The organism is Kribbella pittospori, assembly GCF_004331465.1.
GTDB lineage: Bacteria > Actinomycetota > Actinomycetes > Propionibacteriales > Kribbellaceae > Kribbella > Kribbella pittospori.
The window spans coordinates 23,314-43,193 of sequence record NZ_SJKB01000028.1 but is presented as its reverse complement, the minus strand read 5'-3'; the positions used below and the strand labels follow the sequence as shown (position 1 = coordinate 43,193).

Here is a 19,880-nt window from a genome sequence, read left to right as displayed (position 1 = left end):
CCCGTTGGCCGGCCTGTCGAAGCAGGGCGTCCTGGCGGTCCGTGGGGTGACCCGTTGCTCAGGTGCACCGAGCGTTCTGTGGATCCCAGTGCTTGCCGCGAGCCCCGCCGCTGATCAGTGGGTCTGCGAAGGCTGTGATCACCGCGACCGCATCCGCGAAGCTGGTTGAGTAGTCGCTGGCGGCTGGTCCTTGACGTCGTAACCATGCGGTGTCGGACGGCTGTCGCTGCTGCGGGAGATCGGTAATGCTGGAACTGAGTGGTCGCAAGGTGATCCGTCGGTTCGCTGCGGTGGCTTCGAGAGCGGTGGATACCTCGTCGGCGCGGAGGATGTTGGCACGTAGCAGGCGGTAGAGGTCTGCGTGGTCACGGTCGCGGGTGTTGAGGTCGCCGAGTTCGACGGCAGGGGACAGTTTCTCGGCGATGACGGTGGCGAGTGGATAGCCGAGGATGGTGAAGGTCCCGGTCTCCAGGAGCTGTTGGTACTCGATGACTTGAGGCTCAGGGGTGATGGGATCACCGACACTGACGTCGAGTTGAAGTTTGAGCTGCGCGCACGGGCAATCGAGGCAGGCATCACGAGTCGGAGCCCGTGGTAGCGGCCGTCGTCTCGAATCGGCGCGGTTCTCAGGCTTGTGCTGTCGAACGCGACGCCGTGGTCGATCTCGGTCTCCGCAATCGTCGTCACTCGCGGATGATCTCGGGTTTCTCGTCGGTGAAGGCTTGCCCGAGGATGTCGATGTCGCGCGTTGCGCGGCGGGCGCCGAACTGGGCCAGGAGCAGACGACCCTTGAGGACGAAGTGTTCGCGCAGGGCCGCCCGGCACGAACGGGCTACTGGCCAAGGGCGGCACCCGAGTCGAGCTCGACCACCACCTGGAGGCGCTGATCCGCAAACCCGGCGCGCTGCGCGGCCGCGCTCGAGCGGGCCCGCGCGAGCGGCAAGTTCACGCCGGTCCATGAGGCCAGGTGACAGGCTGCTGGGCGGCGCACGGCGACACCGCCGGCACCCGGGACCTGATCGAAGTCCTGCTCCTGCACCGCCACATGCGCCACGACTACGTCGTCGCCGGCCTGGCGGCCACTTCAAGGTCGAGGGCTGACCGCGGCCGCGGTCGGGCTGGAAGCCCGGCTGGTCGCCGACACCGACGACGCCAGCGCCGAGATCTCCCCGAAGGTCAGCCTCGACGAGATCGGCAGGCCGCCATCACACTGAGGATGGTCAGGTAGCCGGCGGACTGGTAGAAGCGGTATTTCTTCCCGGTCCGCACGTCCGTATGTCTGTGCCGACGACGTTGTGTGTCATTCCTTCGCCCGCCGCGGCAACGCCTGCGGTACCGGCGACCAGGAGCAGACCCGGCACGACGGCCAACAAACCTTTCAAGAAGGACATGTTCGGCATTCCTCTCGTTCTGAACTGATCGGACCTTTTCTGCAGACCGAGGCTACTCATGCGGTCTTCCATCGCACTTTCTCTCCGCGGATGAGATCAACATCGGATTCCGTCGGTCCGAGCCGGAGCGTCCGTGACGCTCCGATGAGGCGCTCCACAGCCGACCGGCGACGAGTGCGAGTACCGAGCCCGCCGCGCCCATCATGCCCACGGCGACCGCCGGTGAAGTGAACTCTGCAGCAGCGACACCGAGTCCTTGAACGGCTTGCAGTCCGGCGGACGCAAGCCCGACCACCTGCCCGCGTCGGCTGTCGGGGACCAACTGCACGAAAGTCGCAGTCGCTAGCATGGTGTACGACGACAGCACGCCGATGAGTGCCGAAACTGTAGATGGCGGCGCTTTCGGCATGCTTTCATGTCAGGGCAAAAGAACCGTGCAAGGCAAGGATGGCAGCCTTGACGCACTGTCCTTTCCCCCAAGGAGGCCATTTATGAGTGATCGAGAGCTGAAGGACGACCGCGAGCTGAAGATCGACCGCGAACTGTAGGCTGGTCGCCTGCAGACGTCACGCCTAGCAAGTGACACCAGCGGGTTCGGGTGCGGACACTGAATCTGCACCCGAATCCCGACCAAGTCGGGTGCGTTGGCGCGGTTCTTCAGTCGGCGAACTCATGGGCCGGTGAGGAGCGCGACCAGTTCCGAACGTCGGAGCTCATCGCTGCCTACTGCTCCGATCTCGTCGTATATCGTCAAAGCGCGCCGCCAGCTTGCTCGGGCGGCTTCTTGCTGACCGGCCGCCTGCTGGGCTACGCCGAGATGCTTCAGAACGATGCAGATGCTCCAGGTGTCGCCTACTCGGCCGAAGGCGTCCAGCGCACGGTAGTACGCCTCCACCGCCGCGGCATGCTCGCCCACACCGTCAAGCGCCTGGCCGAGCCGGTGCCGACGGTCCGATCGTCCTCCGAGTGACCGATGACCGCGAAGCGTCTGCGACCAGTGGTGATCAGGTGCTCGGTCACCGCGCGCGAGGTCGCCACCGAATCGAGGGCGACGTGCGACCAACCGGGCGGTGGCTCCCGCTCGCCCAGGAGTACCGTCGGCTGGCCGGGCGACCGCTCCGCCAGCGCCGCACCGGTCAGGCTCAGTGGCGAGAGCACGATGCCGTCGATCATGTGGGTCTGCGCGCCCTGCAGCACCAGTCGTTCGCTCTCTCGGGTGCCGCCGGTGCTCTCCAGCAGGCCGAGGTAGCCTCGCTCGACGCACACCTGCATGAACAACGCCGCGACTTCGGCGAAGTACGGCGCCTCGAGTTCCGGTACGACGGAGCGCGAGGAAGCCGCCCCGCCCGTATTTGAGTTGGCGCGCGGAGAGGTTCGGCCGGTAACCGAGCGACGCGATTGCCTCCTGGACCCGGGCTCGGGTCGCAGGCCACACGTGCGGATACTCGTTGACCTGGCCCGACGCCTGAGCGAATACGGCGCGGTGTCAGTCCTCTCATCCGTCCACGCCGGTCGTGGGTGCAGACCTGGAATTCGCCGCTATGCTGTGAGCGTTCGGAATGGTTGACATCCGCAACCATGCCAGCCCTCATTCTGCAATTCATTCAGTACGCCTTGCCGGACGGTGCGGCGCACCACATCGACGATCTCGCTCCCGTCCCCCACCTTGCAGACAAGGGAGTCACAACTGATCCGGTGTCGATCAACCGGTGTTCGACCTAGGTCGAAAGGGTTTACGGTCGTGGTCTCTGTGTCCACTATGAGTCGCCATGACCTGGTCTTCGGTACGGCGATTGGCAGTTGCCTTGCTCGTTCTGGCGTCCGCCGTTGTCGCCGGCGCTCCTGGGACGGTTGCGCAGGCAGCCACTCCATTGCCGGCGGTGCTGCCGGCGGTTAGATCCTGGCAACCGGCGGCGTCCGGCGAGTTCACGTGGTCGCCCGGATCACGCCTCGTCGTCGACGGTAGTGCGCCGGGACTGCGTATGGAGGCGGAGACCCTCGCGGACGACCTGTCCTATCTGGAGGGCAGTACTCCGTCAGTGCTCGTCGGATCGCCGGCCACGAGCGGAGACGTTGTACTGCGGCTCGATCCGACGATGTCTGGGGACGAGGCGTACCGGGTCGAACTCGGTGGCGTCACCACGATCTCCGCGAAGACCGCAGTCGGGGTCTACTGGGGCACCCGAACCATGCTGCAGCTGATCAAACGACAGCGGGTGCTGCCGGCCGGAGTCGTCAACGACTCACCGCAGTACAAGGTTCGCGGCTTCCTCCTGAGCATAGGGCGGCATCCTGTGTCGTGGTTGGACAACCTCCTGCGCGACATGAGCTACCTGAAGTTGAACGAGCTGACGCTGAGCTCCTTCAGCATGACTGACGCCGACATCGCCGCAGTGCAGGCGATCGCGAACCAGCGCCACGTCAAGCTGATCGGCTGGTCCAACAGCCCGAAGTTCCAGACCGGCTACATCCCCGAGCAATACCGGCTGACGTACAAGTCCGGGACGTCGACGCTGCGCGACCCGATCGCCCTCGACGTGATGAACGCGGCCGGGGTGTCGTGGGCGACCACAAAGCTCGGCGAGCATGCCGGCCGGTTTCCCACCGACACCTTCAACATCGGCGGCGACGAGTGGCCGCGGTTCAACATCCGCACCAACGGCGTGAACTCGACCAACTTCGCGCAGCTTTACCAGCAAGCGATGGCGAAGTACAACGAGACCGGTGCCGTCCAGGACGCGTACCGCGCCTACATGAACCAGGCGAACGCCGTGATCCGCGCTCAAGGCAAGACGGCGCGGATGTGGTCCGACGACATCATGCCCGCCACCAAGGTCCCGCTGGACACAAACCTCGAACTCATGCATTGGTGGAGCAGCGGACTCACTCCGGCGCAGCTGAAGGCGTCCGGCCACTCGTTGATCAACTCCAACGCGGACTTCGTCTACTTCAACCTCGGCACCACGCAGAACCCGCCGGACCGAATCTGGGATTCCTTCGACCCCGGTACCTTCAAGGGTGGGACGCGTCTCCCGGGCGGTGCCACCGACCCGGCGCTCGTCGGTATCCAGTTCTGCGTCTGGACCTCCGGCGCGGTGTACGACACGGGCCGGCTGGAGCGCGACCTCACCAGCAGGATGCGGCCAGTGGCCCAGAAAGCGTGGGGCACGACGCCGGTCTCGTCGACGTACGCCGCTGCGTTGCCGACCATCACCGCGGTCGGACGGGCGCCCGGCATCGTGGAGACACCGATGTTCAACGACCCGGGGCTCGGGGCCACACCTACCGGGCCGGCCATGCGCTACCTGGACTCCCAGCAGCTCTACACGACGTCGCCCACAGGCGCACTGCACCATTCTCTGTGGACCGCGGCCGGTGGCCAGGTCGGCGAGGACCTGCTGCCGGCGAGCACGGTCGCGGGACGGCCGGTAGCTTTCAACAGCGCCGGTGATCAGCTGAGTGTGTTCACACGGGGTACGGACGGGGCAGTCCGCGAGACCCTGTACACGCCCGGCACGGGCTGGCGGACCACGGACTGGACCGCCGCCGCGGCGGCGAACGGTTTCGGGACGATCCGATTCGCGGGCGATCCGGCCGGATTCAGCTCCGGTTCCGCACGCCACGTCTTCGGCGCCGATGCCAACGGCAAGCTGAGCCATCTGTGGTGGTCCCCAGGAGACGCCAAGGTGCACGGTGACAGTTGGGGCGGGACGATCACGGGGACGCCGGCAGCCTTTGTCTGGGGTCGCGTGCAGATGGTCTATGCGCGGGGAGCCAACGGGACACTGCATCGATGGTGGTGGCAGTCGAGCGACTCAGCCGTCGTACAGCAGGAGGATCTCGGCATCCCCGTCGCGGCGGGCACCAAGCTCGCAGGCTGGACGACTTCGGGTACCCGCAAGGACAGCAGCGGGCGCAACATCCTCACCGCACGGCAGTACGTCGTCCTAGTCGGCCCAGACGGCCACATCCTCCAATGGTCGTTCGACATGGACGGCGACCGACCCACCAGCATCGACCTGACAACGGCCACCGGAGTGGTGGCAACAGGCAGTCCGGCTGGCTACGCGGACACCAACGGCAACGCGGCGGTCTTCGTACGCCGGGTGGCCGACCAGCACCTTATCCGGATCCGCGTTCCGCAGACCGGCCCGCCCGTGGTAGTCGATCTCACCGCCGTCACACCGGGCACCCAGGTCGCACCGACAGGAGACCCCGAGGGGATGCGGTTCGACGCCGAGCAGCATGTATTCGCCCCGGCGGCCAACGATCCACGACACCACTGGTGGGCCACGCCTGCTGACCAGCCACGTCAGGACAGCTGGAGATAGGATCTGCCCATTAGCTTGCGGATCGCTCAGCAGGACGGGTGCGATAAGCCGCGCGGAATAGTTGCAGCAGGTCATCATTGCACAGGGCAACGAAATTTCTCGTTTGTCTCAACATCCCGAGTGCAGATGACACCGGTTTCCGTGAGCCGCTCGGCACGCCGAACTCCTCCCTCCTCGACCATCTGTCGAGGACCGCGAAAAGCGCTGGCCAGCGCGGCAACTCGTCAAGCAGAGTCGCCTGGCAGCCAGAGCGGCGGCCGGCGCGCCGAAGCGGCCCTGACATCGGTGGGGCAGCCCTGCGGCACTGGCGTTCGCCGAGACCTAGCGTGCGTCTGAGCGCCGCTGTGATGTAGACCTGCGAGAATGCCGGCATGGATCTGCATCTGGATCGGGTGGCGGAGGCGAGCTTGCTGAGCAGATCCAGGCACAGTTGCCTGACCGCATCAGTTCCGGTGTCCTGCCTGCTGGGACGATGCTGCCGTCATGTCGCGAGCTTGCCGCGCGGCTGGCGGTGTCACGCACAACCGTAGTCGCGGCGTATGAGCGGCTCGCTGTGCACGGGATGATCCGCTCACGTGCCGGAGCCGCCACGTTCGTCACTGGCCGACCGGCGTTTGCCGCGGTCATGCCGGTCGCGTCTCCGTTGCGGCCGCTGGCGATCTGGCACACTGAACAGCTCGCAGTTCCTGATCTCACCGTGCCGTCGCCGAGTTCAGTTTCGCGCCCGGCGTACCGGCGCGCACGCAGTTCCCGTTCGCACGATGGCGGGCGCTCAACGATCAGTTTCGCCCCCGCACCGAGGTCAGCTACGCCGATCCAGCGGGCTGGGCTCGATTGCGTGATGCGCTCGCGCGGCACCTGGCCATCAGTCGCGGTGTCCGGGTTGTCCCCGAGCAACTGGTGATCACCACGGGTGCGCAGCAGGCGTGCGACGTCGCCGCGCGCGTCCTGCGACCTGGCCTGCTATATCCGGCGGACGCGGCGCTCGTACGAACGTCTGCACTACCTGCTGACCAGCACTCTGCGTGCGGACTTCGCCGATGTCCTCGAGCCGATCGAGTCCAGCGGAGGTACGCACATGGCCGCGCTGCTCCCGCCCGGTCAACCGAGCGGCACGCTGCTCGTCGCGCGTGCGCTCGCGGAGGGGGGAACCTGGGAACGATCTCATGCTGGGGAATCGACCGTCCCGGCCCGGACGGTTTCGTGTTTGGGTACGGCGCTAATCTCGGCCGACCGGATCCCAGCCGGACTGCGCCGCGTTATCTGATCGAGATTGGACTGGCCCACAAACCGGCAAATCGGCATCTCCATCGGGTCGGCTTCGCTTCTAAGCTGCCCAGACACTAACGGCTGGAGGGCCAATGAACTACGCGGGTGCTACCGGCGACAGATATCTCAATCAGCGCTAGGATACAGATCACTTGGTCACCCGGATCGAGGGTGAAGTCTGTCGGGCGAAGAGCTGAGCCGCGGGTAACCTGCCGATCGCCCCTTGCCGTCGTCGGCTCGAGATCTGCCTCGAACAGCGCAGGGAAATGCGCCCCGCCTCCCCGGCTACATTGATGCCGTCACCCTCAAATTCTGCCGCTGGCGTTTGCGGACTCTTCCTGACGCGTCGGCGGTTCGGAGCGCTCTGGCGGCAGGTGAGTGGCGCGCGACGATGTTGCTAAGAGCAACGCTTCCACATCCTGCAGTCGCGACGGCTCAGTGACACGACCAGCCTTCCTGCTGACGCTGAAGGCGTAGTTGCCGTCCGCGACCTGCAACGCGGGAGCGGTCGTTGCCTATACCAACTATATTTGGCGGGTCCAGGACGGTGTTGCGGGGCGCTATTTGATCCACATGTAAACGGTTTACAGCGCTGGGAGAGTTCACTAGAACTGTTGTAGCCGCGAAGGTCGCCACGGTTCCATCGTGAAGGAGGTTCCATGAGGCTCGACTCTTCCGTCCGCCGCACCGCAGCTGCTGTGGGTGGCGTCGTACTGCTGCTGAGCGGTCTGCCGGCCGCTTCGGCAGCACCGGAGCTGGAAGTGGCGGCGTTGTCGCAGACCTTCCGGAATCCGGTGAACGCGTCGGCCGATCCATCGCTGATGTTCGACAACGGCCGGTACTACGTCGCCACGACGCGCGGGAATCGGATCGGGATGTGGTCGTCGGCGAGTCTGGCGACGTTGTTGGTGCAGCCGGAGCAGGTGGTGTGGCGGGACGCAGACCCGAGCCGCAACAAGCAGGTCTGGGCGCCGGCGTTTCGCAAGGTTGACGGCCGCTGGTACATCTACTACACCGCCTCCGACGGTGCCGACGCGAACCACCGGATGTATGTGATCGAGTCCGAGGGCTCCGACCCACTCGGGCCGTACCACTTCAAGACCAAGATCGCGGACTTCGGGCAGTACGCGATCGACGGCGAGCCGATCACGGTGAACGGCCAGCAGTACTTCGTCTGGAGCGGACCCGGCCGTGGTCAGGGCGGTCCGGCGCAGCTGTACATCGCTCGGATGAGCAACCCGTGGACGGTGACCGGCGGCCGGGTCGCGATCCCGGCCAGTGGCGGTTGCAACGAGGTCCGGGAAGGGCCGACGCCGCTCTACCGCAACGGACGCGTGTTCCTCACCTACTCCAGCTGCGACACCGGGAAACCGGACTACCAGTTGTGGATGAAGAGCATCGCGAACGGTGCCGACCCGATGGTCGCTTCGAACTGGGTGCAGCACCCCGGCCCGATCTTCTCCCGCAACGACGAGACCGGCGTCTGGGGACCGGGCCACCACTCGTTCTTCAAGTCCCCCGACGGCACCGAGGACTGGATCGCGTACCACGGCAAGAACACCAGCACCTACACCTACTCGTTTCGAACCAGCCGGGTGCAGAAGATCAGGTGGAACCCTGACGGCACACCGAATCTGGGCAGGCCGCGCGCCGCTGGCGCCACCCAGACACTGCCGTCCGGTGATGCCGGATCCGCGAACTACTGGATCAACGACTTCGACATCGGCACGGGCCTCAACCAGATTGAGTACGCCGGCCGTTGGAACTCCGGCTCCGCCTGCGGCAACCAGTGCTTCTGGGGAAACGACCACTGGAGCGGCGAGACGAACGCGTCGGCCACCATCCGCTTCACGGGCATCAAGGTCGCCCTTCTCAGCGTGCTCGACACCGGCAACGGCATCGCCGCCATCTCCATCGACGGCGGCCTCGAACAACGCATCGACTACTACAGCTCCATCCGCGTCGGCGAACAACGTAGCTACGTCAGCCCCACCCTCGCGAATGGACCACACACGCTCAAGATTCGCGTCACCGGCGACAAGAACCCCGCCTCCACCAACACCGTCATCAGCCTCGACCGCATAGAAGTCTACTGATCGGCTTCGCGAGCTCGGGAACTCCTCGCGCTATCAGCGTTCTGACAGCGACATTTCGTGTCGTCACGGCTGCGGTCGTGACTGGATCGAGAGGGTCTCATGAGGTGCATTCTGCTGACGGCCACACTGGCTGCTGTTGGTTCGCCGGACAGTGCGAACCACTTGGCGATCTTCGCGCTCGGCGCGGGCGACCGCTTCTGGGCGCGCCACCTCTCCGGCCCGGGGTCTGGAGTAGCTGGACGAGTCGCCGTTGCTGGTCGGAACGGCCCGGATCACCCCCTCCACCCGGCTACGATCCGGGCCGTTCCGACCGGCCACGACGACGCTGACGAGTCGGCCCAGGATCGGTCTCGTCGAGGAGTTCACCGCCCGTCAGCGGCTGCAAGACGCGAACACACGCCCGTGACTCTTTCTGCGGCGAGCTCCGTCAGCTCAATGATCCTGCCCGGCTCCGGTCGGCTCTACTGCCTCATCCCCCCGCCTGAACAAGGAGATCGCGATGACGACGATCATTCCGGGTCTGTCCCAGTTGCCCCTGCGACGTCGCGTCGTACGACGAAGCGCACGTGTTGGCGTCTCCGTTCTCGTTGGTCTTGCCTTGGTGGCGGGGAATCAGCAGAACGGCTTCACCGCGGTCGCCGCGTCGCCGAAGCCGGACAAGGAGATCGAGCTGCGTCGCGACAAGCCGGTGCGCGGCGTCGAGGCCGAGCCGGCGTCGCAGCCGACAGATCCGGCGATGGTCGATGCGACCAAACCATGGGCGCCACGGCTCGACTGGCCATCGCCGGGCCAGGCCGAGGTGTCCGTCCCGACGCCCGGCAACGGTTCGTCGGTCAGCCGCTGGAACGCCGTGATGGGCAGCAAGCCCGCAGAGGCCAAGCAACGGGTAGGTGACCTCCCGGTGTGGGTCGGGCCGAGCGCCGACGCGACCCAACGCTGGATCAAGACCGGGACGTCGACCGGGCCGTCGAATGTCAAGGTATCGGTCAATGGACGCCAAGGTGACGTATTGACGCTCGACGTCCAGCGAACCGACGGCGTGAAGACCAACGGCCAGGTCAAGCTGACGGTGGACTACTCGGCCTTCCGCGACACATACGGCGGTGGCTGGGCCAGCCGGCTGCGGTTGTACGACGCGAGCACGGGCAAATCAATTGCCGCGAGCAACAAGGGCGACGGCACCCTGCAGGCTGACGTGACGGTCGGCGCGCAACCGAGTAGGTTGAGGATGGCAGCCGCCGCGTCCGGAGGTGCCGGGGACTTCGGCAAAGGTGACCAATCGGGCGGCGCGGCGACGTGGAGCATCGGCGGGCAATCCGGTGGGTTCGAGTGGTCGATGCCGATGGATGCACCACCAGGTATGGGTGGGCCGCAGCCGGCGGTGGCGTTGCAGTACTCGTCGTCTTCGTTGGACGGTTTGACGGCGGCGACGAACAACCAGGTTTCCGTCGTGGGGCAGGGCTTCGATATCGCCGGTGCCGGATCGATCGAGCGTCGGTACAAGAGCTGTTCGAAGGATGCCGGCAACAACGGGACTCGCAAGACCGGTGACTTCTGTTTCGCGTCCGAGAACGCGAGCCTGTCGATGAGCGGTAAGTCGGGCGACCTGTTCCTGGTGTCGAAGACCAGCACGTCGGAGACCTGGCGGCTGCGCGGCGACGACGGCACCGTGGTCGAGAAGTTGTGGGGCATGGTCAACGGCGACGAGGGCGTTCTGGCGGCGGAGAAGGGCGAGTACTGGCGGGTCACGACCAAGGACGGGACGAAGTACTATTTCGGCCGGAATCGCTTGCCTGGTTGGAGTTCTGGCAGGCCGGAGACGGGATCGACGATGACGATGCCAGTCTACGGCAACAACACCGGCGAGCAATGCAGCAAGTCGGCGTTCGCGGACTCGTGGTGCCAGCAGGCGTATCGCTGGAACCTGGACTACGTCGTCGACCGGCACGGCAACACGATGAGCCTGTACTACGACCGCGAGACCAACCGCTACGCGCGGAACCTGACTGCGACGACGGTCAGCAACTACGTACGTAACAGCACGCTGAACCGGATCGAGTACGGCCAGCGCGACGGTCAGGCCTACACCCAGAGCCCGGTCGGCAAGGTGCTGTTCACGACCGCCGAGCGGTGTGTGGGCGCCGGATGCGGTCCGTCGCAGCCGGCGTCGTACCCGGACACGCCCTGGGACCTGAACTGCGCAAGTACGACGAATTGCAACAACCACTTCAACCCGACCTTCTGGAGTCAGAAGCGGCTCAGCAAGATCACGACCCAGGTGCTGCGGGGTACGGCGTTGGCCGACGTGCAGTCGTGGTCGCTGCGGCACGAGTACACCAACGGTGCCACCACCGGCCGGGCGCTGTGGCTCGAGTCGGTCAGCCAGACCGGTCTCGTCGGCGGGGAACTGCAGACTCCGGAGACCAACTTCGACGGTGTCGGCCTGGACAACCGTGTCGATCCGGCCAACCCGAATCTGCCGAGCATGGTGTGGTATCGCATCAGTGCGGTCAAGTACGGCACCGGCGGCGACCTGGCCGTCAGCTACTCCCCCAAGGACTGCACGGCCGGCAACTTGCCGAATCCGGCCGAGAACGCCCGTCGTTGCCACCCGCAACGATGGACTCCACCCGACCAGGCCGAGCGGCAGGACTGGTTCCACAAGTACGTCGTCACCGAGGCGACCGAGACCGATCGCAGCGCGACGACGAGTGTCCCCGCGGCGCCGGTGCCGGTGACGAGCAAGGTCGAATACATCGGTACGCCGGCGTGGCACTACGACGAGCAGGACGGCCTGTCGGACACCACCACGCACACCTGGAACCAGTGGCGCGGGTATGAGAAGGTCCGCGTGCTGAAGGGGTCTGCCAACGAGACCCAATCGGTGACCGAGACGCTGTACTACCGGGGCATGCACGGTGACCGGAAGGCCGACGGGACGCCGCGGCCCGTCAAGATCACAGACTCGACCGGTACGGCGGTCGACGACATCGAGGAGTTCTCCGGCCAGGTCCGTGAGCAGATCACGTTCGCCGGATCGGCCGTGGTGAACAAGACCATCAACGACTACTGGCGCTCGCCCCAGCCCACTGCCGTCGAGACCCGCCCGTGGGGAACGCGGTACGCGTACATGACCGCTCAGAAGGGCGTCACGCAGTACCAGGCCGTCGACGGCGGCACGCTCAACGTCGCCAACCAGCACGAGTACGACGCCAAGGGCCGGCTGCTGTGGAAGCATCTGGCCAACGACACGACGACGACCACCGACGACACCTGCACGCGCTACGAGTACCAGGAGAACGCTGCTACCGGCCTGCAGGAGCTCCAGACCCGTGAGCAAGTCGTCTCCGTCGGCTGCGACAAGCCGTGGACGACAGCGCAAGTCCTGAGCGACGAGCGGATGTTCTACGACGGCGCCACGTCACACGCGGCCGTCCCGACGCGCGGCGTGCCGACGAAGGGCGAGCGGCTCTCCGGCTTCGACAGCAGCGGCAACCCGACGTACGAGACCGTCTTCACCGCGACGTACGACGAGTATGGCCGCCGCACCAGTGTCAGCAACGCGCTGAACCAGACCACCCGAACGACGTTCACACCGTCCTACGGCCCGGTCACGAAGGCGACGGAGACGGCACCGAACGGGCTGGTGGCGAGCGAGGAGTACGAGCCGGCGTGGGGTGAGCAGATCGCTTCGACCGGACCGGACGGCAAGCGGACCGAGGCTGCCCTCGATCCACTCGGCCGGACCGTGAAGGTTTGGAACCCGGGTCACCCGAAGGCCACCAGCCCGGCGGACGTCGAGCACGAGTACCTGCTGCGCGGTGACGCCTCGTCGGCCGTCATCACTCGTGCCCGGCTCGGCAACGACCGCTATGACGTCACCTATGAGCTGTACGACGGCCTGCAGCGGCTCCGCCAGACACAAGAGGGCACACCGGCAGGTGGACGACTCGTTACCGACTACCGCTACGACAGTCGCGGCAAGCAGTCCATCACCTCGGGGCCGTACTACGCCGAGGGCGCGCCGAGCCAGGAGATCCTGTATGTCGACGACACCGTCGTACCGAAGCAGGAAGTGTCGGTGTGGGACGGTGCCGACCGTCCGTCGGCGCAGATCTACCGGTCCAACGGCCAGGACCTCTACCGCACCGATCACCAGATCACCGCGACCATGCAGAGCATCGATCCGCCTCAGGGCCAAGCGCCCACGAGCCGCATCACCGATGCCCGTGGAAACCTGACCGAACTGCGCCAGTACCGCGGCGAGACCTGGACCGGTAGCTACGACAGCACCAAATACTCCTATACACCGCTCGGCCAGCTGAAGATGCTCACCGATGCCGCCGGCAACGTCTGGAGCTACCAGTACGACATCCAGGGTCGCCGGACCACCGAGACCGACCCTGACCGCGGCACGACGACGTACACCTACAACAAGGTGGACCAGATCGAGTCGAGTACCGACGCAAAGGGCGTGACGACCGCCTACACCTACGACGATCTCGGGCGGCTGAAGACCCAGCGCGGTGGCTCGGTCACCGGGCCGGTCCAGATCGAGTGGACCTACGACACCCTTGCCGCGGGCAAACCAACGTCGACCACCCGGTGGCTGGACGGCAAGGCCTACACCACCGCGGTGACGGGCTACGACGAGGCAGGGCGTCCCAAGGGTCAGTCCGTTACGCTGCCGGCCAGTGAGGGAGCACTGCAAGGCACGTACGCCGTGGCGCAGACCTACACCGATGACGGCAAGGTAGCGACGCGGACCCTGCCCGGGGTCGGGGACCTGCCCGCAGAGACGTTGTCGATCGGCTACAACGACCAGAGCTTGCCCACGACGCTGAGCAGCGAGCTGGGTTCGTACGTCCGGAGCGCTACGCACACGCCACTCGAGGAGACGGAGGTGTTGACGCTCGGGCAGAGCAGCGGCCGCTGGGTGCAACAGCGGTTCGAGTACGAGTACGGCACGCGCCGGTTGTCGCGGGTGGTCACCGATCGTGAGACCTCGCCGCGGCGGATCTCGGACACGCAGTACGCGTACGATCCGGCCGGCAACGTCGAGAAGATCACCGATACACCGTCGTCGACCACTGGCGAGCCGACGGACACGCAGTGCTTCGGCTACGACTACCAGCGTCGGCTGACCCAGGCCTGGACACCTGGATCCGGCGACTGTGCGGCTGCTCCAACGGCCGCGGGGCTGGGCGGTCCGGCGCCGTACTGGCACAGCTGGACGTTCGACGAGGTCGGCAACCGGTTGACCGAGAAGAAGGTGGCCCCGACCGGTGCGACCACCAACAGCACCTACACGTACGGCGGCCCAGCGCACCCGAACACGTTGAAGAGCGTCACCACAACCGGTCCGGCCGGAAGCTCGACGAAGAGCTTCGGGTACGACGCGACCGGCAACCTCACGACCCGGACCGAAGGCGGCAACACCGAGACCCTGAACTGGAACAACGAGGGCAAGCTCGAGAGCACCAGCAAGGGCAGCGGGTTCGTGTACGACGGCGAGGGAAACCGGCTGCTTCGACGCGACAGCAGCGGTACGACACTCTACCTCGGTGAGACCGAGGTCCTGCTCGGCACCGATGGCCAACTGCGCGGCACTCGGTACTACACGTTCGGCGAAGACGTGGTCGCGATCCGCACGAACGGGAAGCTGACCTGGCTGCTGACCGACCTGCACGGCTCGCCCACGATCGCCGTGGACGCATCGAACCAGTCGTTCCAGCGGCGCCGGACCACGCCGTACGGTGAAGTCCGGGGGAGTGCCCCGACCGAGTGGCCCGGGCAGCGCGGATTCCACGGCGGTAGTGCGGATCCGGCCACGAACCTGGTCCATCTCGGAGCCCGTGAGTACGACCCGACGCTGGGGCGGTTCATCTCGGTCGATCCGGAGATCGATCCGGAGGATCCGCAGCAGCTGAACGGGTACGCCTATGCGAACAACAACCCGGTCACGTTCCAGGACGCCGACGGCCGGGTCGCGGTGATCGCGATCCCGATCGTGATCCCGGTGGTCATCGTCGCCGTCATCGCGGTGCTCGTGCTGATGCTGCTGGTCGAGATCGTCAAGTTCCTGGTCAAGGTGATCGAGACGATCGTCGAGACGGTCTGGAACTTCCTGCTCTGGCTGTGGGAGAAGGTCACCCACCAGGTCACCCACTGGGTCGAGCAAACCAAGACCGTGATCAAGGTCGTCGCGAAACGCGAGACCCGGTTCGAGGTCAAGATCGTCAACCGGATCAAGTGGATCTACAAGAAGGTCGCCGACAAGGTCCACAAGCCGGTCCGCAAACCGGCCACGGCGAAACCCAAGCCGTCGAAACCGAAGCCGGCACCGAAGCCGGCGAGACCCAAGGCACCCAAGAAGGCGACGAAGAGCAAGAGCGACAAACCGGCGTCCCGTGGCAACGGCCCGGACCGGGCGAAGAAACGGGAGCTGACTCCCGAAGAGAGGCGCCGGGACCAGGAGATCACCCAGCAGCTCCAGGACGGGATCGCCCGGGGGCGCGGGGAGAAACCGATCCACCGGGAGGACTGGATCTATGAAACCGCCAAGGAGGTCGATCCGCACCCGACCCAGTACCCCGACGGAAGCCCGAAGTGGAGAGGGCCGTACGACAGCAAGGACTTCGGCTCACAGTCGCCTGGTAAGGCCCGCCTTCCGGGTGGCCAGCTGATTGCGAGGATCCTGGACATCTTCGAGGGGTGGGGATTGTGACGAGGCGACAGCCGGTTGGCACCCGGCGTCGGATCATCGCGGCCTCGCTCGCGGCCCTGCTCGCCTTTCCCGCCGTCGGCGTCGCCCGCGCCGACGACGCGACGACCGCGGACACCGCCTCCGCCGCGCCTGCCGGGCCAGTCGAGTTGACCGAGCTGCGGACGGAGAGCAGTGACGTGTACGTCGAGCCTTCCGGTCTGCACACGCTGGTCGCGCACCCGACTCCGGTGCGCGCCCGGCGCGGTACCGGCTGGGTACCGATCGACACCACGCTGCGCAAGCACCCGGACGGCACCGTCCGCCCGGGTGCGACGGTGACCGAGTTGGTGTTGTCCGGAGGCGGAGACCGTGCGCTGGTTGCCCTCGGCACAAGTCGGCGTCAGCTCCGGATGACCTGGTTGACCAAGTTGCCGAAACCGGTCTTGGATGGTGACACCGCGACCTATCCCGAGGTGTTCCCTGGCATCGACCTCAAACTCCGCGCAGAAGCCGATGGGTTCGCCCAGGTGCTGGTGGTGAAGACCCGAGCCGCCGCCCAGCAACTGCATCGAGTGGACTTCGGCCTCGACACCACCGGACTGCGGGTGGAGTCGCGACCGAACGGCTCTACAGTTGCCCTCGACGACAAAGGCGCGAAGGTGTTCACGACCGGCGCCGCGGTGATGTGGGACACCGCCGGGGCGGCGGAGGACGTCCGGCACAGCGGCACCCAGCAGTCCCGGCACGCGACCATCCCCACCAACCGGACCGCTGCGGGTCTGAGCGTCGTACCGGATCGGGCGATGCTGACGTCGGCGGCGACCCGATTCCCGGTCTACGTCGATCCGTCGTGGACGGCCGGGCATCAGTATTGGTCGCATATCAACTCGTACGCGCCCAATCAGTCGTACTGGAACTACGACCGGGCCGACGGCGCCAAGGTCGGACTGTCCTGGGATCTCGACGCGCGGTACCGGTCCTACTTCCAGTTCCGGACCGAGCCGCTGGCCGGAGCGACGATCGTGGCCGCGGCGTTCGACATCGTCCTCGATCACTCGCCGACCACAAGTCCGACGCCGGCCGCCCTGTGGCACACCAAGGCGATCACACCCAGTGAGGAGCTCGAGTGGGGCAACTCCGTCCCTGGTCACTGGCTCAGCGAACTGGCCCGGGCCAGCGGCAACGCCCACACCGGCAGCGGTCAGCCGGACATGGGCATGCGGTTCACCGATGCCAGGGTCAAGGCCGTGATCCAGGGAGTCGCCACTGCGCGTGCGGGCACGGCGACGTTCGGTCTCCGCGCGCCGGACGAGGGTAACAAGTTCCAGTGGAAGAAGTTCCACCCGGGCACAGCGAAGCTGGTGGTGAGCTACAACAACGCACCCCGGCAGCCGGTCAAGGTGAACTTCTCCCGGCCACGTCCGTGCGGCACCGCGAGCGCACCGACAGTTGTCAGTGGCATTGTCCCGCCGACGTTCGCCGCGGTGGCGAGCGACCCGGACAACGACAACATCACTACGAGGCTGTCAGTGCACCGCGTGGACACCGGAGCAGTCGCGTACCAAGCGGTGTCCAGCACGACAACCTCCGGTGCCGCCTTCGCGTGGCCCCAGTTGCCGGAGACCGCACTGGCCGCCGGGGTGCCGTACTATTACGTTGCCAGCAGCAACGACAACGTGGCCGACGACGGGATCGAGTTCGGACCGGACAGCACGAAGTGCTACTTCGTCCTCGATGCGACCCGGCCTGCCACGCCACAGGTGTCGTCCGTCGATTTCCCGCCTGAGGGTGAGCCGGGGATCCCGGCGCGGACGACCGGTATCGTGACGCTACGTCCGGGCGGCTCGGACAGCGATGTCGCGGAGTACTTGTACGGCTTCCAGCAGGACAAGGTGCTGTCGCGGATCAAGGCTGGGCCCGATGGGGTGGCCCGGTTGCCGGTGACGGTGTGGCCGGATCCGGTGATCGGACCGCAGCAACGCCTGTTCGTCCGCGCGGTCGACAAGGCGGGAAACACGAGCACGCTCGGCCCCGCCTACGACGTGATCTCGTCGGACAATCCGCAGACGATTCCCCGGGTGCGTGGTGACATCAACGGCGACGGTCGCGCCGACATCAGCGCCGTACTGGATCATGGGTGGGGCCGGACCGGGGTCTGGAACGTGCTGGCCAAACCCGGTGGTCTGCAGACCGGGACGCTCGCCTGGGACTCGGGCGAGAACGGTGGATACGCGCTGTATCGGTCCCGGCCGGTGCAGGGCGATTTCGACGGTGACCAGCGGGCGGACATCGTATTGTTCCGGGAGGAGGCGGGGCGCCGGATCGGCGCGTACCTGTTGAAGTCCGACGGCAATCGGTACGACTCGCCCTCGCTGCCGGTGTGGCACAGCGGCTCGGCGGGCTGGCCGCTGAGTGGTGCGCGGATCTTCGCCGGTGATGCGGACGGCGACGGCAAGGACGACATCGCCGTACAACTGAACGACGGGAACGGCACCTGGCGGGTCCTGATCTTCCGCGGCGGAAACCTCGGCACCCCGGTGCAATGGGTCAGCACCTCAGCCGGGTCCGGTGAATGGGCCCGGAGTGCGCCCCTGCTCGCAGACGTCGACGGTGATGGACGTGACGATCTGGTCGATATGTCCAACCTGGGCAACTGTCAGACACGTGTCACTGTCCGCAAGTCCACTGGGACCTCGTTCGCGCCCACACCGGTGCCGCTGTACGAGGGCGCGTATTGCTGGGAGAAGAGCAAGCCGGTCGTGGCCGACGTCAACGGTGACCGCAAGGACGACATCGTCGCCATGTACGAACACGGGCAGACCGATCTCGCCTTGCGCGTCTTCGTCTCGAGCGGTACCGCGATGACCGAATCGCAGTGGTATCGCGGCACGCTCGACCCGGCGAGGAACGCGCTCGGTGCGGGCGACTACACCGGCGACGGCACGGACGACGTCGCGCTCGTCTCCGCGCTCGACGGAGGGGGGCGCGACGTCTCTACCCTGGTTTCGAGCGGGACGTCGTTCGCGGCGCCGGTGTCGGGGTGGCGGGAGGAGGCGGTGGCGGCGACGACCGGGCCGAGGTTCGATATCGACAACCGTGCCTACGAGCTGGTCGCGCGGCACTCCAGCAAGTGCCTCGATGTGCCGGCGGCGAGTCAGACCGACGCCGCGCCGATCCACCAGTACTCCTGTAACGGCAACATCCAGCAGCGGTTCCGGCTGACCCAGATCGCCGGCACTGAACAGTTCGAGGTCCACACTGTGCACGGCAGCGGAGTCCAGAACGACGGCAAAGCCCGCTGCGTCCACGTCGACGACAACCTGCTCGGTGACGACGTACCCCTGCTGCAATGGCCCTGCGTGGGCACCGGCAACCAGCAGATGACAGTCGAATACCTCGAAGGCAGCAGCTACGACACCGTAGTCCGGCTTCGCTTCGCCCACAGCGGGAAGTGTGCCGCGGTCCGCGGCGGATCGCTCGGCGATGCGGTACCGGTGGTGCAGCAGACCTGTTCAGCCGACGCTAGTCAGCAGTGGATCCTGCGACCGGCCTTCACCGGGCAGACCCTCAGCGGTCGCTACAAGATGGCCTCGGTCAAGAGCGGCCACGTGCTCGACATCAAAGACTGCGGCACCAATCCGGCCAGCACAGACATCCGCATGTGGACCTGGGTCGCCGGCAGCCCCTGCCAACGCTGGCAGATCGTCCCGAAGGGCGACGACATCTACCAGATCCACGACCCGAACTCGCAGAAGAACATCGACGTCGAAGGCTGCCCAGGCAGCAACGGGTCACCGATCCTGCCAATCACCCCGAACGACGCCGCCGACTGCCAGTCCTGGCGAATAGAACCCGCCGCCGGCGGCTCCTGGAGCATCCTGCAGAACTCGTCGGGACGATCGATGGACGTCGCCGGCTGCAGTGCCGTCATGGGATCCGATGTCATCACCTGGCCCTACTGGAACGGCAGTTGCCAACGTTGGAACCTGACTGCGGCCAATTGAACAGCGCCGCTGTGGGCGCCTCATTCTGACTGCTCAACTGGTCCGGGTGAGGCGCCCGCGGAGCCAGGGTGCACGACGTCCAC

The 19,880-nt window shown here is 66.2% G+C and carries 10 protein-coding genes; 7 read left to right on the top strand and 3 right to left on the bottom strand.

Annotation, left to right across the window (positions count from 1 at the left end):
• Nucleotides 1-58 precede the first annotated feature (58 nt).
• Nucleotides 59-511 carry a nucleotidyl transferase AbiEii/AbiGii toxin family protein gene (locus tag E0H73_RS48580; RefSeq protein WP_202867880.1) on the bottom strand — a complete coding sequence of 151 codons (453 nt, stop codon included), beginning with the start codon at nucleotides 509-511 and terminating at the stop codon, nucleotides 59-61.
• Nucleotides 512-832: 321 nt separating this feature from the next.
• Nucleotides 833-1,054, bottom strand: coding sequence for a hypothetical protein (locus E0H73_RS46850; protein WP_202867876.1), 222 nt, complete (start codon nucleotides 1,052-1,054; stop codon nucleotides 833-835).
• A 684-nt stretch (nucleotides 1,055-1,738) separates the two neighbouring features.
• Here E0H73_RS46850 and E0H73_RS42805 point away from each other — a divergent pair.
• Nucleotides 1,739-1,939: a hypothetical protein gene (locus E0H73_RS42805; RefSeq protein WP_131366581.1), complete on the top strand. Its 201-nt coding sequence runs from the start codon at nucleotides 1,739-1,741 to the stop codon at nucleotides 1,937-1,939.
• Nucleotides 1,940-2,243: 304 nt separating this feature from the next.
• On the opposite strand, the gene E0H73_RS42800 is transcribed toward E0H73_RS42805, so the two are convergent.
• Nucleotides 2,244-2,669: a LacI family DNA-binding transcriptional regulator gene (locus E0H73_RS42800; protein ID WP_131366579.1), complete on the bottom strand. Its 426-nt coding sequence runs from the start codon at nucleotides 2,667-2,669 to the stop codon at nucleotides 2,244-2,246.
• Nucleotides 2,670-3,160: 491 nt separating this feature from the next.
• Between E0H73_RS42800 and E0H73_RS42795 the strand changes: the two genes are divergently transcribed.
• The 6 genes from E0H73_RS42795 (at nucleotide 3,161) to E0H73_RS42770 (ending at nucleotide 19,797) form a co-directional block, all read left to right on the top strand.
• Nucleotides 3,161-5,722 (top strand): glycoside hydrolase family 20 zincin-like fold domain-containing protein, encoded by a 2,562-nt coding sequence (locus E0H73_RS42795; RefSeq protein ID WP_131366577.1) that lies wholly within the window; start codon nucleotides 3,161-3,163, stop codon nucleotides 5,720-5,722.
• A gap of 355 nt (nucleotides 5,723-6,077) precedes the next feature.
• On the top strand, nucleotides 6,078-6,626 hold the full coding sequence (locus E0H73_RS48575; protein ID WP_131366603.1) for a GntR family transcriptional regulator: 549 nt from the start codon (nucleotides 6,078-6,080) through the stop codon (nucleotides 6,624-6,626).
• A gap of 9 nt (nucleotides 6,627-6,635) precedes the next feature.
• Entirely contained in the window at nucleotides 6,636-6,989 is a 354-nt protein-coding gene (locus tag E0H73_RS42785) for a hypothetical protein (RefSeq protein ID WP_131366575.1), read from the top strand.
• A 661-nt stretch (nucleotides 6,990-7,650) separates the two neighbouring features.
• Entirely contained in the window at nucleotides 7,651-9,087 is a 1,437-nt protein-coding gene (locus E0H73_RS42780; RefSeq protein WP_131366573.1) for a glycoside hydrolase family 43 protein, read from the top strand.
• A 499-nt stretch (nucleotides 9,088-9,586) separates the two neighbouring features.
• A complete protein-coding gene (locus E0H73_RS42775; RefSeq protein WP_131366571.1) occupies nucleotides 9,587-15,814 on the top strand; it encodes an RHS repeat domain-containing protein in 6,228 nt (2,075 codons plus the stop codon).
• Complete coding sequence (locus E0H73_RS42770; protein WP_131366569.1) at nucleotides 15,811-19,797, top strand: RICIN domain-containing protein; 3,987 nt, start codon at nucleotides 15,811-15,813, stop codon at nucleotides 19,795-19,797. The genes E0H73_RS42775 and E0H73_RS42770 overlap by 4 nt, the downstream gene beginning before the upstream one ends.
• Nucleotides 19,798-19,880 lie beyond the last annotated feature (83 nt).